This is a genomic window from Paenibacillus sp. FSL R5-0473 (genome assembly GCF_038004565.1).
Lineage (GTDB): Bacteria > Bacillota > Bacilli > Paenibacillales > Paenibacillaceae > Paenibacillus > Paenibacillus amylolyticus.
On the sequence record NZ_JBBORL010000001.1, the window covers coordinates 6,612,203 to 6,628,431 of the forward strand.

General features: G+C 42.5%; 9 protein-coding genes. All 9 read left to right on the top strand.

The window, feature by feature from the left end; genetic code table 11:
• The first annotated feature begins 3 nt into the window (after positions 1-3).
• Complete coding sequence (locus MKY28_RS28990) at positions 4-765, top strand: WecB/TagA/CpsF family glycosyltransferase (RefSeq protein ID WP_340937695.1); 762 nt, start codon at positions 4-6, stop codon at positions 763-765.
• A gap of 411 nt (positions 766-1,176) precedes the next feature.
• Complete coding sequence (locus MKY28_RS28995; protein WP_036667762.1) at positions 1,177-2,304, top strand: glycosyltransferase family 4 protein; 1,128 nt, start codon at positions 1,177-1,179, stop codon at positions 2,302-2,304.
• Positions 2,305-2,468: 164 nt separating this feature from the next.
• Positions 2,469-6,452 carry an S-layer homology domain-containing protein gene (locus tag MKY28_RS29000; RefSeq protein ID WP_076254028.1) on the top strand — a complete coding sequence of 1,328 codons (3,984 nt, stop codon included), beginning with the start codon at positions 2,469-2,471 and terminating at the stop codon, positions 6,450-6,452.
• A gap of 206 nt (positions 6,453-6,658) precedes the next feature.
• Entirely contained in the window at positions 6,659-7,000 is a 342-nt protein-coding gene (locus tag MKY28_RS29005; RefSeq protein ID WP_036612519.1) for a hypothetical protein, read from the top strand.
• A 519-nt stretch (positions 7,001-7,519) separates the two neighbouring features.
• The gene (locus MKY28_RS29010) at positions 7,520-10,516 is read left to right on the top strand and encodes an S-layer homology domain-containing protein (RefSeq protein ID WP_340937696.1); all 2,997 of its coding nucleotides are present in this window, start codon (positions 7,520-7,522) and stop codon (positions 10,514-10,516) included.
• Positions 10,517-10,831: 315 nt separating this feature from the next.
• Positions 10,832-13,447: a hypothetical protein gene (locus MKY28_RS29015; protein ID WP_340937698.1), complete on the top strand. Its 2,616-nt coding sequence runs from the start codon at positions 10,832-10,834 to the stop codon at positions 13,445-13,447.
• A 134-nt stretch (positions 13,448-13,581) separates the two neighbouring features.
• Positions 13,582-14,148, top strand: a complete 567-nt coding sequence (locus MKY28_RS29020) for a hypothetical protein (RefSeq protein ID WP_076254034.1) — start codon at positions 13,582-13,584, stop codon at positions 14,146-14,148.
• Between the two features lie 148 nt (positions 14,149-14,296).
• The gene (locus MKY28_RS29025) at positions 14,297-14,569 is read left to right on the top strand and encodes an alpha/beta-type small acid-soluble spore protein (RefSeq protein ID WP_076254036.1); all 273 of its coding nucleotides are present in this window, start codon (positions 14,297-14,299) and stop codon (positions 14,567-14,569) included.
• A gap of 255 nt (positions 14,570-14,824) precedes the next feature.
• Positions 14,825-16,027, top strand: coding sequence for a methionine adenosyltransferase (gene metK / locus MKY28_RS29030; RefSeq protein WP_076254038.1), 1,203 nt, complete (start codon positions 14,825-14,827; stop codon positions 16,025-16,027).
• The last annotated feature ends 202 nt before the right edge of the window (positions 16,028-16,229 follow it).

Consider the following 16,229-nt stretch of genomic DNA (forward strand, 5'->3'; position numbering starts at 1 on the left):
AAGATGAGTCAGACCGGATCAATACCTACCGTTTCGATCTACGGCATTCCTTTTTCCAAACTGACGATGAAAGAAACGGTAAAGGTTCTCCAGGAAGCTGTGCTGTCCAAACAGACACCACATCAGGTCATTACAGCCAATCCCATTATGGTTATGGCCGCATTGGAAAATCCCGCAATTATGGAAGTTATGCAAGCTGCGGAATTGATTGTTCCTGATGGAACAGGTGTCGTATGGGCTGCAAACTATTGTGGAGATCCTGTAGCTGAGCGAGTGCCGGGTTTTGAGCTTTTACATGAATTGCTGCGTGTTGGAGAAAACTATCGATGGGGCGTATATCTGCTGGGTTCCACCCCTGAGGTGATTCAAGAAACGGCAGTTCGGTTACAACAGCAATATCCGGCGATTCGAATTGTGGGTTATCGCGACGGTTATTTTGGTCCGGCTGAGGATGAACAGGTCGTCGCTTCCATTCGGGAAGCAGCACCTGATCTGTTGTTTGTAGCACGTGGGGCCGACACCCAAGAACCGTGGATTCACAAGCACAAAGATGCACTACAGGTTCCCGTAACCATGGGCGTTGGCGGCAGCTTTGATGTGATTTCGGGCAAAACCAAACGTGCGCCTGTCCTGTTTCAAAAGTTAAGACTGGAGTGGTTCTATCGCTTATTGCGTGAACCAAGCCGGGCTGGCCGGATGCTTGCGCTTCCGAAATTCGCTGTTAAGGTGATGCGTGACAAAGAAAATGTGACAAAAGTCCGTTAAAAACAGGTAATTGCGAGATAAATGGGTGTTTTTGCTAGAAATTGAGGATGGCTTTTCGGGTGTGATGAGCGTATAATTCATTCCGGATTACATGTGTGCCACTCCATGAAAAACGGAAGTTGTTGCATACGGCCACTTCGATGTCAGAATAACCTTTTGATCGCTGTTATCTCTGGATTTCTTTTATCCACCTTTGCAAGGTTGAAATCCCGCGATAGCATATGCCTACAAGCTTTCTTTCAGAAAGCTTGTAGGCGAACGCTTCGCTTCTACAGGTTATTTCTGCACTCTCCGTTCTGGTGCAAATTGCATTTTTCATCAAAAGTGACTAACAAATAATTTTATATATAAAAAGAGATCAGGGGATTTATAATTTCGTACAGGTATTATAATTGGGGGTCGAATGTTCAAATGGTAGCGATCTTTATCATTGGATTTATCGTGTCAATGGGACTGGCTCTTGCCTTGACACCACTTGTCAAAAAGTTCGCAGTCCGCATTGGCGCAATGGATACGCCGAATGCACGTAAAGTACACACACGGATCATGCCACGTCTTGGTGGTCTGGGGATATTCCTGGCCTTTATTATTACAGTTGCTGCATTGCTTCCGTTTGTATCGGCATGGTTCACGACTCGGGATATGAGTTTTGTCAGCGCGTTTCTGATTGGTGGAACAATTATCGTACTGATCGGCGCACTCGATGATCGGTTTGAACTATCGGCCAAAGTGAAGTTGCTTGGTCAGATCGTTGCTGCTTCTGTCGTTGTATTTGGATTTAATATCCGGGTAGATTTCGTTAACATTCCGTTTCAGGATTCCTACTCTTCACTCGAAGCTTGGGTATCCATACCGCTGACGATCTTCTGGATCGTTGGTGTAACCAATGCGATTAACCTGATTGATGGTCTGGATGGTCTGGCAGCTGGTGTATCTGGTATTGCAATTGGTACCATTGCCGTAATGTCATTCCTCATGGGTAACATGATGATTGCCTTGATGTGCCTTGTGTTGTTGGGTAGTATTATCGGATTTCTATTCTTCAACTTCCACCCGGCCAAGATCTTCATGGGGGATACCGGATCACTATTCCTTGGTTTCTCTCTGGCGATGCTGTCCATGCTGGGATTCAAACAAATTGCTATTGTGTCCTTTATTACACCGCTGATCATTATCGGTGTGCCGCTCTCGGATACCTTCTTCGCGATTATCCGTCGTGCGGTACAACGGAAACCGATTTTCGCACCGGATAAAGGTCACCTGCATCACTGCTTACGTGAACTTGGATTCAGTCACCGTCAGACGGTGCTGATCATTTATGGAATTGCCGCATTCTTCGGAGTTCTGGCGATTATCCAATCTTCCGCTGCCATGTTTGAAGCGAACTGGGTAACATTTGTGGTCATCTGTATCATGATGTTCTTCCTCCAGGTGGGAGCAGAAGTCATTGGACTTGTTAGCAAAACGAGAAGACCGGTTATTAACTTTCTGATGCGCATGCGCGTCAAGTTGAATCCGGAGACCCGTTCGAAATCATAAATAGACAAATGTAATGGTTACAGCTATTTTTGAATATTATTCCAGACCCAACCTTATCCCTTGTGGATAAGGTTTTTTGTTTATTTTGAGATTTTTACTAAATAATTGGTACCTTTTGCCGATATATAAAGGTAACTGACTTAAAAGAGGAGAGATGATATTTAATGCAACAAAAGAAACGGCCGTTGGTCTGGATCATGTTGGTCACCATGGTGTTCTCATTGTTCCCACAAGGTCTATTCGGTGGGTCCGTTGCTTCGGCTGCAGATGCATTTTCAACGTATTTTACGCCATCTGATAGAACAATCCGAGAAAGCTCAAGACTTTCGCTTGTCTATGATTCTACTCAAGGCAAGGATAACTCCAACTTTCTGACAAGGGAACTTGTGTATAAAAGCCCTACTTCGTCCCTTGATATTACGGGCACATTTTCAATGGTTAACGGTTCGAGTCTAAAAGTGAAAGTTGAGCAGTTAAAGCTTGTTGAAGAAGGAAACTTGCGTACATGGGTTCCGGATGAAACACGTACTGTAACTACAGCTATCACGAATAGTGGCAGTAACCGTTTTACAGCTAGTAACGTAGGCTTATTTTCAGGATTCAACAGAATAACGTTTATTGGAACACAAGGAAATAGTTCTGTAGAAAGTTCTGATTCATTCTATGTAATGTATGATCCTGCTCCTTATATTGAAAACTTCATACTTTATACAGACCGTACCATCCCAGGTGGCGGTGTAGCGTATAACCTAAATGAAGGTACCGAGACCGTTGTGGATACAGAGCGTGTAGATTTCCAGGGTACAGTTAAGAATGCAACTCAGGTCTCCATTTCAGTCAATGGTGGAGAACCAATGGACCCCCCTGTAACAACGGATGGTAGTTTCTTTGCATCTCAAATAAAGCTATTACCCGGTAAAAATATTCTGAAGTTCAACATTGAAGGTCAGCCTAATGGGATTGAAACGGAACGTGTTGTTTATTATTTTGATAAAACAAAACCTTTCGTAGATCTCAAAGTAACGATTGGAAATGAGACTAAATCTGTAGTGAGTAAAACGGATTTGGCAACTTTCACGGACCCAGATAAAACAAAAGGGACATTAGCTGGTCAGATTCTGGTTCCTTATGTGGAGGGTAGTGGCAAATTCGCAGATGAGGGTACTGTAACCGTCCAAGGTAAAAGTTACAGTATTATAGTACAGGCCCAAGATGAAAAGTTGATCACAGGCCCAGATGGAAAATCTGTCAAGTATCGAATGGTAAGCTTTACATCCACTGAGGAGTTTGATCTAACTCCTAGTAGCACTGACAGTACGAAGGCTGCCAAGGATCAGACACTTGTAGTGAAAATAGCCCAAGGTGCGTTCAGTGCGGAATATACAGCTAGTTACGTGTATTCATCAGGTGCACAAGATATTACGAACCTATATTACCTGCCTAACTATAAGGGAGGAGCAGTTGACTCTAAGAGACCACTGAATGGCGCAACATTGCAAGATGATAAACTATATATCCTTGTAGAGTCAGGAAGCTCTCTTGACAAGTTACCAGTTCCAACACTTAAAGGTGTTTACTTACCATCAGGACTTAAACCGGTTGAACTAAAACAATATCTTGGTGCAACAGGTCTAAAGGATAACGAGCAGATATATGAGATTACCAGCCTTGCAAGTGGTAAACAGCAACTTCGTTTCTCATTCAGTGATAATCCTGAACCAGATCTGGCTAAGGTAGTTGAGGTTACCTATGCGACGATTAGCTCAATCTACGTAGGAAGTATCCAGACAGGAGAAACGTATACGTTTGATTCATCCAAAGGAACGCAATACCTGAATGTAGAGGGTGAATTGTTAGGTTTCAAAGACCTGACTGACTTGAAGGCAGAGATGCTTGTTAATGGTCAGTTGACTGCAACAACGGTAACAAGTTTAGTGAATGCTACTGATTTGAACAACACAGGGTCTACAACAGCTCCGGTCATTGCATTCCCGAAAACACAAAAATTCAAATTCAGTCTGCCAATCAAAAAAAATGGTCCGATTTATTACGGAGAGAACACCATTGATATTCGAGCTATTGTTGACGATGCGGGTGGAAGACCGAAAACGATAACATCGGTTCTGAAAATTAATGTAGTGGATTCGTATAACTCAACCATTGCTTCTTTTATGCCAACACGTATCCCTACAAGTAGAGAATTATTTGATAATAAAACAGTCGCGAACTACACGGAAGAGAAATTAAGTAGAATTTTTGCCGTGACTCCTGACTTTATTCTCAAAGACGGTAAGTATGTAACAAGTGAGAAAGAGTTCGATCTCGTGTTCCGAGGAAGTGGAGCGCAAAATATCAACTTGAGTTTCGGTTCAAAAGTGATTTTCAGTAAAACTGTTAATAATACAGAGGTGTTGGAAAGTACAGATAACGGTGCAACAGTTGGAGATATAACCGGCTCTGACTTTGCTGGTAATGAAGATTCATTCATCGGACGGATTCGTGGTCTGAAGTTCGATGCGCCGGGAACCCAAGTGTATACGCTTGAGTTGATTAATAGTACAGGCGCTCGTTCTACACAACGAATTGAGGTTGTACGTGAGCCTGCTCCATACCGAATTCTGGCTCCTCAGCCAACGGTGGGTGATCAGATTGTTGTTAATAAGAACTATGTACGATTTGATATCGAAGCAGAGGGTGCAACTCAAGTTCTGGTTGGCAAAGAACCTGCTGAGAAGCGTACGGATTACAATAATCGTTTTGTGCTTGATTATGTGGGATTGAAGCCTGATAAGGATAATAAAATCAAGATTGAGATCACTCGTGCTGGTGGAACAATTAGTGATACAGTATCTGTGTACTACACTAGTGCAGTGACAACGAATTCACAGTATATGGCTCCTAAAGTAGCTAACAAATATACAGCTTTTAATAAAAACTTACAGCTTTCTTTCCCGAAAGGAACAGTTTTGCAATCCCAAAATTCAATAGGTATTACAAAATTCTATCCAACTAACAAAGTGTTGTTTGGAATTGCAGAACCGAGAAAAGGAATTGTAGAAAAGATAAATGATTACGGGTATGATACTGAAGTTGGAGGCGAATATAAGCCGAAGATTGAAATTCCTCTCTCCGTTTCGGGTAATTTCTCATCTGCATTGGATACAAGTGACTTTGCGTTGATTTCCGATATTTATTGGATCAGTGGAGGTATTGGAGAACAAGGTAATAGAAATGATAGCAGTTATAAGTCAGCTACAGACGGAGTCACACCATACAGTATGGACGGAATTTTCACTACGTTTGCCGCTGAACGTATCCTTACTCCATCCAATCGTGGATCGTTAATCTTGAACTACGATCCGTCAATTGTAGATGATGTGGGTTCAACAATCACCGTATTCCGTCTTTCGGACAAAACGCAGGCGGGTACCTGGGTACCGATTGGTGGTAAAGTAGATACGAAGAAACATACGATCACAGTGCCATTTGATGAGTTCGGATATTATAAAGTAATGAAACAAAGCAGAAGTTACGCGGATATTACGAACCATCCATGGGCAAGAAACTATCTTAATGCGATGTATGCCAAAGGTCTGATGAAACCATTGAAGAGTAATTCGTTTGGTGCAGATGACCGAGTAACACGTGGGGAGTTCGCAACATTGTTGGTTAAAGGTATGGATATTCCAATTACTACTCCGACGCAGCAAACATTCAGTGATGTAGGAAAAGGTACTGGAGCTGAGATCTGGAGTTATGAAGCCATTGAGACAGCAGCACGTGTAGGGATTATAACGGGACGTAGCGATGGATTCTTCCAGCCGCAATTGCCAATATCCAGAGAAGATGCAGCCGTTATGATTGCGCGTGCGATGAACGCCAAACTTGCAGCCAATGATAGCAAGTTGTCTTCAGCACTAGGCAAGTCGTTCCTGGATTCATCTTCAATTGAGTATTATGCTCGTCCAGCTGTACAAGCTGTAACAAAGGCTAAGATCATGGACGGTAGTCCAGTGACTGTAGCAGGATCAACCAAACCACAATACCAATTTAATCCAAAAGGTAACATGACTCGCGCAGAAGCAGCGAAGATTGCTGTGGAATTGCTCAAAAAGAGCACAGGATTATTTCCTAAAACCTTGAGTTAATTCGTTTGATACATTAATGCAATTTAGGAAGGACCTGTCCCTTACTCTAAAGGGGCAGGTCCTTTTCATGGCTGTCAATGAATTGACATAGAGTACTTTTATAATAGAAGAAACAGAATTTTTACCAATAACTATTTTTGTAATTTGCTAGAGTATAAGATACAATAACGGTAAATACACAATGATCTAGAGGGTGAAGTTAGCTAATGAAACCGATTTATTCAAAAGCCCAGCTGGGCTACATGAAGGCAAAGACACAGTTTGAGAAGCAGGCAGTCATTCTGGAGAAAAAGTTGGAAGATACACGTAAGACTCAGGAAATCTCTCAGGAAGTTATGGAAGGGCTTGTACAGTCTACTGGCTTCCATGATGCGTATAACAATCTGGTGCTGGCTGAGAATGAGTTGATTGAATGGTCTCATACAACGATGAAGCATGAGAAAACGTACCGTGAGAACAGACAACCAATTGACGATATGTATCTGAGATTGAACAGCGATCCAAATATGCGTGCCCAAATTATTGAACTCGCGATGAAGATTAAATAACTTATATTTCCAGAACTGCAGGAAAAGCATCCCAATAGGGGTGCTTTTTTATTTTATTTTTTGTGAATTTTGTCGCTTCATAGGTTGAAGTTGCGGGTATAAATAAACGTTGGTAGCACAGACAAACCAGAGATCACAATTCCAGATTCACTGCTGTATCAACGGTTTGAAAAGGTTTTGAATGGCTTCGATACCCGCACTGTACCTATACATAAAAAAAAACCAAAACTTTTTTTGTGCAATCCGCAACTTTTTGAAATCTACTGCGTTTAAAGTGTAGAGTCGAAAACATTGGGCCTGTTACCAAGAATGACCTCGTGAAGAATCTTGTCTATTTTTTAGAAAAAATTGCTTTACGACACGAGAGACCCATTGTATAATACGTAAGGTAGGATTAGGAAACTACTCTATTTACGTGTGATTCTGCTTTACAAACTAGTTTACAAGTTTCTGTGATATGCTCACAGACATCATTTATATTAACTTGCTCACAACTCTGGAAAGGGGGTGCAACAATATATGAGGAATACGAGCGACCCTATTAAAAAAGAAAATTCAAATGTTATGAACGCCCAAGGAGGAGAAAAAAAGGTTATGAAGAAAATTTTATCCGTAGCATTGTCTACAGCAATGGCATTCTCAATGTTTGCATCTGTAGCATTCGGTGACACAGCAGTTTCCCCGCAACAACAGTTTGATGCATTGAAAGCAAAAGGTATCTTCAACGGTTATCCGGATGGTACAGCAGGTCTTGACAAAGACATGACTCGCGCTGAGTTTGCAAAAGTTATCACTAAATTGCTGGGTCTGAAAGAGATCACTGGAACTCTTTCTTACACTGACAAAAACTACACAGCTAAAAACTGGGCTGTACCTTACATCGAAGCAGTAACTGCTGCGGGTATCATGGAAGGTAAAAACGTTGAGAAGAAAATCTTCGACTTCAACGGTAAAGTGACTGTGTCCGAGATGGCTACAATCCTGACTCGTGCATTGGATCTTGAAATCCCAACTGAAACAAACAACACTGCTCCAGCTTGGGCTAAAGGTTATGTTCAAGCAGCAATCAATGCTGGTTTGGTTGATGCAAACACTAACTTCACAGCTAACGCTTCCCGCGAATTGTTGGTAGGTGCAGCTTTCGCAATCGATCAAGCTCAAAGCTTGAAAGTATCTTCTTACACTGTAACTGAAGCTGGTAAAGTTGTTGAGTTCAAAATCAGCGACGGCGAAACAGTAAAAGTAACTTTGGATAAAGCTCTCGAAGCTAACAAAGAAACTGAAGTGAAATTTACTTACAAAGATAAAGAGTTCACTGAAAAAGTTACTTATGTAACTACAGTAGCTCAAACGGTATCTTCCGTATCTGCTACAAACCTGAAAGAAATCACAGTTAAATTTGATGGTACTGTAGATCAAATGTCTGCTGAAAACCAAAACAACTATGTTGTTAATGGTCTGACTTTCAAAAGCGCTACATTGTCTGATGACAAAACTACTGTAACTTTGTTGGTATCTGAAGGTAACACTTCTTTGACTAACCAAAGATCCACTAGTCTTCAAATCAACAACGTTAAAAATGCTGATGCAACTAAAACATTCACACAAAAAGTAGAGTTTACTCCACTTGATGTTGCAGTTCCAGAAGTAAAAGAAGTTAAAGCTCTGGGAACAAAAGCTTTCAAAGTAGTATTCAGCGAGCCAGTTAAACCAGAATCTGTGAACGCTACTTCTTTCCGTGTAGATAACAACGTGATTGCTGCTTCAGTAAAATACGTTTATCCTAACACTGCAATTGTAACTACAGATTTGACTGCTGGTGAACACACATTGCGTGTGAGCGGCGTACAAGACTACTCTGGTCTGTCCATCGTTCCAGTAGAAAGCAAATTCACAGCAACTGAAGATACAGCTGCTCCTAAAGTTGTTGGTGTTAAATCCAATGACCTGAAAGAAGTAACTGTTGAGTTCGACGAAACTGTGAAAAGTGTAGCAAGTGCGTATGCTAACACTACTGGCAATACTGCTCAAACCATTGAAATCAACGATAATAAAGTTACGTTGACATTCAACAATCCGTTGAATGTATCGGAAAACACAGTTTACTTGACTGCAGTGTCCGACTATAGCAACAACTCTGCTTCCGTTGACACTAAAGTAACTCCAACATTGGACACAGTTCGTCCAACAGTTGTAGATACTAAGTTCAAAATGGAAAATGGTAACTACATTGCTGAAGTTCAATTCAGCAAATCACTGAAATTGGATTCCGCAGAAAACCCAGAGAACTACGTTCTGAAAGATGCAGAAGGTAAAGTTGTAACTGTATCTGGATTGACTTCTAAAGGATACCCAGTTATCAAACCAAGTTATAACAGCAACAATAAAACTGTTACTGTTAACCTGGGAAGCAGCTTGAAATCTGATGCAACTTATACATTGACAGTATCTGGTGTTATTGACACTGCAACAATCGGAAATGTATTGTTGCCTTATACTGCTACATTGAACGCTAACACAGCTCAAAACGGTAGTGTAACACGTGTATGGTCTGACGTGACTAATGGTGTTCGTTATGTATATGTTCAATTCAACAAAACTTTGGCTACTTCCGGTGACGGTAATGCTCTGGATGCAGCTAAATATATGGTAACAAACGTTGATAACACTGGTGCTCCTATTGGAACTCCATATCAAATCGCTAAAGAAAACAATGACATCACATTGATTTCTACAAACACTGTTAGAATCGCTGTTACAAATAACATTGCGATCACTGACTGGGCTAAAGCTAAAGTTTCCGCAAGCTACATTAAAGATTCCGAAGGTAAATACTTCAACAGTGGTAACTACACTGTAGGATCTAACGTAGGTTCTTCCGAAGTACTTGCGACAACTAACGATGTATATGCTACAAGCCGTAACGAAGTTAAAGTTAAATTCAACACAGCGTTGTCGAATGTTAACTTGGGAGACTTCGATCTGAATGGCGTTCGTCCAACAAGCTACACGTTGGCTGATTCCAACAAAACTGTAGTTCTGAAGTTTGCTGATAACACAATCTCTAATGATGTTAACGGTTATACTTTGAAAGCTACTAACCCAAGCACTCAAGATAGCTTCGGTAACAAGCTTCAAGCATTCACTGCAACTGTACTAGATGGAATTGCTCCAACAGTAACTCTGAACAACATTGTTAGAGATAATAACACTGTTACAGTAACTGTTTATGCTTCTGAGGCTCTTACTCAAGATGGCAACTATGGTTCTGCTTACATCCAAGGACTCTTCGACATTGATGCAGGTAGTGGCGTGACAACAACAATCACAGGTGCTTCTATTGGTGGTACTGACAACAGAACTATCACTATTACTGCAAATGTAGTTGGTGACACAAATGGTAAAGTTACAACTGTGAAATTCGATGGTTCTAAAAATAAAGCAGCAAAAGCTATTACTGATGCAAAAGGTAATGCGCTGGATGAGTTTTCTTTCGGAAAACAGTTGACTAATTAATATTTTTTCTGAAGCAGCCTTGCATCTTTATAGATGCAAGGCTGCTTTTTTTTTCGCCCGGCAAGCGTAAAAACTTGGCGGTTAGTTCGAAATAGTTTAACAGTAGAAAAACACCCGCTTGAGGTACTGTCGATTGCGCTCAAATGGTTGAACCGCCGTATACCGATTGTACGTACAAGGTGTGAGAGATAGGCTACTCAATTTTATTTAACTTAGAGAATTTTTAAATTGTTAATACACAACAACATCGTAACTTTCTACCCTTCTCGAACGTTTATACTATAATGTAACAAGCAACTTATGGGAGGTTTGGAAGTGAATCAAAAGAAAATGTTTGTGAGCTTGCTCGCGAGTGCGATGTTGATTAGTTCAACGGCTGGCATTGCCATGGCAGCGAGCACAATCAATAAAAAGTCTGAAACCAGTTCAAATAGCAGCACATCGAAGAAAACGGCATCAACCACGAAAAAGGTTGTACATACACTCGGTAACCTATCGGCTGTTAAAGTGACAGCGCGAAGTTCCGTAAGATTAACAGATGTAAATATCTTGGCACAGGATGATGGCAATGTGGTTACGTATACATTGTCTTATAAGAACAATGACAGCACCCCAATGATGATGCTCGATTACTGGAGCAAGGTGAAAACCAAGGGTGGAACATCGTTCTCACCTAAACTGATTGCGAAGGATCAGGAAAAGAAAACGGTCGCCCCTGGATCAACAGTTGAGTTGACCTATGTCATGAAAGTGGGTCGCGAGGTGAAACTCAGTGATCTGAACTTCCTCATCGTGAAATGGGATTTCAGTCAAGCTAACTATGAACGTACGCTGGGTAAGTTTAACGTGCCCGCATCTTATAGTATTACCACACCTGTAGGTAAGCCGAAGACGGTTCGTCTAAGCGACTCTGCGGTGAAGGTGAAAGTATCTGGAATTAAAGTGTTTCCAGGTGAAGATAAGAATCAGTATGTGAAAATTGGCGTGAATTTAAACAATATCAGTTATAAATTGCTTGAAAATCCGAATATCAAATGGATCTTACGTACACCAAGTGGTACCAACTATCCGTTAACTCCGGATAAAGACAGTACGAGTGTCAGTATACAGGCTCAAGCTAATAAGGCCCTCAGTCTGATGGCATCTCTTCCTACGTCAGTGAAGCTGCAAAAGTCTGAGCTATTGCTGGTAGAGGAACAGGGTGAAGAGAAAAGTGTTCTGCCTGTTGCTGCATTGCAATTGCCAGAGGCTAGCAAAACGAATGTAGAAGTCGCTGCTAATCAGCCAAACATTATTTCAGTTGAAGGACAACGACTGTCCACATTGATTGAATCTGCCAAAGTTCGAATTGATGATGGTGAGTACAATCTTAACCTTCAAATGAAACTCAAGAATGAAGGCAAAAAAGCCATTAAGGTGCCGACATATACCTTCGAGGTACGTAATACAGACGGAACAGTATATCCGATCGAAACCAAAGCATTGGATACATTGAAGTTGAACCCCGGCGATATCAAGACAATTAAGCTAAGTGTAACCCTTCAGGGTGATGGTGATACAAGCAAAATCAAGCTGTATGTAATGAGTCCTGTAGACAAAAATGAAAGCACAGAATCGACAACTTCTGCTCCAACGAATGGATTTGTTTTCTCTTATCCTGTGGGTGTCTATGCTATTCCTGAATCGGTATCCAGTGGAGATGGGTTGACGACCGAAACTGTCGTTAAGAATAACAAAGGTACATTTGGTGTGTCTTTTGGATCGTTACAGCGGTTGCCGTGGCTTGATAGTGATATTATTGCCGCAAAAGTGACCATTCGTAATGCGGGTAACAAAACAGTTCAACTTCCTGAGCTTGAAGCGATGTTTATGATTGATTCTGCTGAGATTGAAGGAGACAAGAAGCTAATCTACACACAAAGTGGAAAGCTACTTGGAGCCGGCATGACAACAGAGGCTTACCTGTTGACCAAGATTCCTTCCGAATTACGTATATCTCGTCTGGAACTAAGTCTTAACGAGAAAGTTAGTGAAGAAGAGACGAATGAGTGGATCACGTTAAATACGTCCGGATTAATTCCACCCTTATCTTATGTTGGAAGCGGCAAGACATACACTTCGGGTACTGCTGATAAAGAGACGGAAATGGGTGTGCGGAGAACGATTCGTTATCCGGGAACATCATCGGACATCGTATATACCGAATTCGAAATGACGAACAAATCATTGCGTCAAAGTGGTCTCGGTAAACTGGTAGGATACTTCAAAACATCGGATGGCCAGTATTACAGAGCAACTGCGAAACAAGCAGAGCGTCTGCCTGGGCCGGGTCAGAAGTCAATTGTTACGTTCTGGGCTAAGATTCCGAAGTCCGTTACCTTCTCAGACCTGCGCCTAATAGTGGGTGAAGGCATTGCAGACAGCAAGTTTGTAACCGGTGAAGGGGAAGCGACTGCTTATGTGAATGCTTTGGCATTCGAAGTACCGCCAACCTCCATTAGTGTTCAAGGCTCGCTAAGCAATATTGATCTCTATCCGTACTCTTGGACTGCTAACAGTGTGAGAGCATATCTGGCAGGTAGTTCATCCGTACAAGTAGAGGTGAACTATAGCTTGACTCGCAATGAAGAGATCGAGATGGGGGAGAACGAACACAAATTAATCCTCACGCTGACCGATCAAGCAGGAAAAACATATGAGAAAGAACTGACTTCGGGAACCGATCTGAAAGTGGGAACCAACCAGACGCTGAGCTGGAGTGTAGAAGACAGCTTCTTCGAAAAATTACGTGGTGGTTCGTATCGTTTGACAGTATATGATCAATTTCAAGGACAACGTATCCGTCTTGCAGAGCAAAGTTATGGATACGACATTTCTAAGCTTCCAAAAGAAGAACCGGAGTTCCCTACGTTCCCATCGGATGGGTTTTAATAAAAAACAGGCAGCACTATAATTATCCATAAAACCTCGTTTCCACCCAACGGAAACGAGGTTTTGCTTGTCGCATCCCTACTTTTTCTCTATAGTTAAAGTTAATAGATTACCAGAGGAGGAAAATGATTCACATGAAACCTTATATGAAAGTATCCCTTGCAGCGCTCGCGATTGGTGTTGGCGTGTGGGTTGGGTCGGTATACAGCAATACAGCCATCGGTGCAGGTACAAGCCAGCCAGGAACAGCAGACGATCCGGTTGTAACGAAGAGTTATGTAGACCAGCAGATTCAAAAAGCATTGGGTGGAGGTGCTAGCACGGGTTCAGGCAACACATCTGGTAACAACACTGGCTCTACAGGAACCGGGGACTCCGGTAGCACAGGTGGAGACACATCCCTTCCTCCACTGGTCTCGGGCGCTTCTGAAGCCGTTGAGATCGTAACCGTAAAGCCGGGTCAACAGCTGATCGGAAAGTCCGGCGCGGAGTTCATTGTACGTAGCGGCAAAGCTGTGATCGTCAGTGAAGGTACGAATGGTGTAGCTGATCTGACGGACGGGATTGATCTGACGAATGGACAGGCAGCGCCGACCAATCACCTGCTCTCTTTTCCAAGGGATGGACGGGGGATCACGGTATTGGAAGGAAACAAATATAGCCTAACTGTAATGGTTCGTGGTGGATATACTTTGAAATAGGATTTGTAGCTGTTAAAGGAATTATTCATTAGTCTTACTTTTCATTTGCTCAGATTACCCATTTCTAACAAACATTAATACGGCTAGCCAACCTTGTTCCTGCTCACTCTATAACTGTTGACAATCAATTAATGGAGGTGCAGGAACCATGGCTAGAAGCAATCGCAAAGTGGTACCCGAAAGTCGTCAAATGCTGGATCAGATGAAGTATGAGATTGCTGCAGAGTTTGGTCTCAATGTAGGTTATGGTGGCAGAGGTTTAGCTGGTGCGGATACAGAATTTGGATCTGAACTTGGTAAAGTGAGTGATCACTCCTATGGGCAATACAAAGGGTGGGGACATCTGACTTCCCGCGAGAATGGATCGGTTGGTGGAGAGATCACCAAAAGGCTAATTCGTCAGGCAGAACAGCACTTATAGGGCATTTTCCTTACCCCATTTCGTTTGACACGTCTTGACAAATACGTTAAGATGGCACTTGAGGTATGCAACCTTTTCCACTAGGGAAAGGTTGATTTTCGTTTGAGGCAATTACCTGAAAAATCCTTATCTTCGGTACTGCGGACCCTGCGTCCTTATTCCATTTTGGAAAGCTTCGAGGGTACAGTGAACGAATCGCTGTCATGTTTTGTTCGGGCAATCGCCATACTACTAGTTATGGGAGGTTGAAACTTCATGTCTGTTAAAGGCCGGCATCTATTTACATCGGAGTCTGTAACTGAAGGACATCCGGATAAAATCTGCGATCAGATCTCAGACGCCGTATTGGACGCGTTCCTGGCGAACGATCCTAATGCTCGCGTAGCTTGCGAAGTTTCCGTAGCCACAGGCTTAGTGCTTGTCATCGGTGAAATCAGTTCAGCTTCTGAATACGTGGACATTCCGTCCATCGTTCGTAATACAATTAAGGAAATTGGGTACACCAATGCCCAGTTCGGTTTTGATTATAACACTTGTGCAGTTCTGACTTCTCTGAATGAGCAGTCTGCTGATATTGCCCAAGGCGTTAACGCAGCGTTTGAGAACCGTGACCCGGAACAAATGGCTCGTGAGACAGAAAACATTGGTGCAGGTGACCAAGGTCTGATGTTCGGTTTTGCAACGAACGAAACACCTGAACTCATGCCTTTGCCAATCGCTCTGTCCCACCGTATTGCGCGTCGTCTGGCGGAAGTGCGTAAGAACGGTACATTGGAATATCTTCGTCCGGATGGTAAAACGCAAGTAACGATTGAATACGACGGTGACAAACCGGTACGTGTGGATACAATCGTTGTGTCTACTCAGCACGCTGAAGAGACTACGCTGGAGCAGATCCAAAAAGATATTAAAGAACATGTAATCTTGCCTGTTGTTCCAGCTGGATTGCTGGATGAGCAGACTAAATATTTCATCAACCCAACAGGACGTTTCGTTATTGGCGGACCTCAGGGAGATGCAGGCCTTACTGGACGTAAAATCATCGTAGATACCTACGGCGGTTATGCACGTCACGGCGGTGGTGCGTTCTCTGGTAAAGATCCAACAAAAGTAGACCGCTCAGCAGCATATGCAGCTCGTTACGTAGCGAAAAACCTTGTTGCTGCAGGTCTTGCAGACAAATTGGAAATCCAGCTCGCTTACGCGATTGGTGTAGCCAACCCGGTATCGATCAATGTGGATACATACGGAACAGGCAAAGTCAGCGAAGAGAAATTGGTTGAGCTTGTGCGCAACAACTTTGATCTTCGTCCGGCTGGCATCATTCGTATGCTGGATCTGCGTCGCCCAATTTACAAACAAACCGCTGCTTACGGTCACTTCGGCCGTACAGACCTGGATGTACCTTGGGAGCAAGTGGATAAAGTAGACCTTTTGAAAACTCAAGCAGGTCTGTAAGTTAGGTGCAATAGTAATGGAGCCCTTGATTCCGTTAAGGAATTAAGGGCTTTTTTGTGCTTCCATCGATTTCACTGCTTGTCATGGACAAAGGAAAAATTATGGAATAAATCCCCAAATAACTAAATGAAATCCCTTCTCTAACCGAAATACATAATGAGGTCTGTGCATCAGACAGGAGAAGAAATGCAGATAAGGGGGA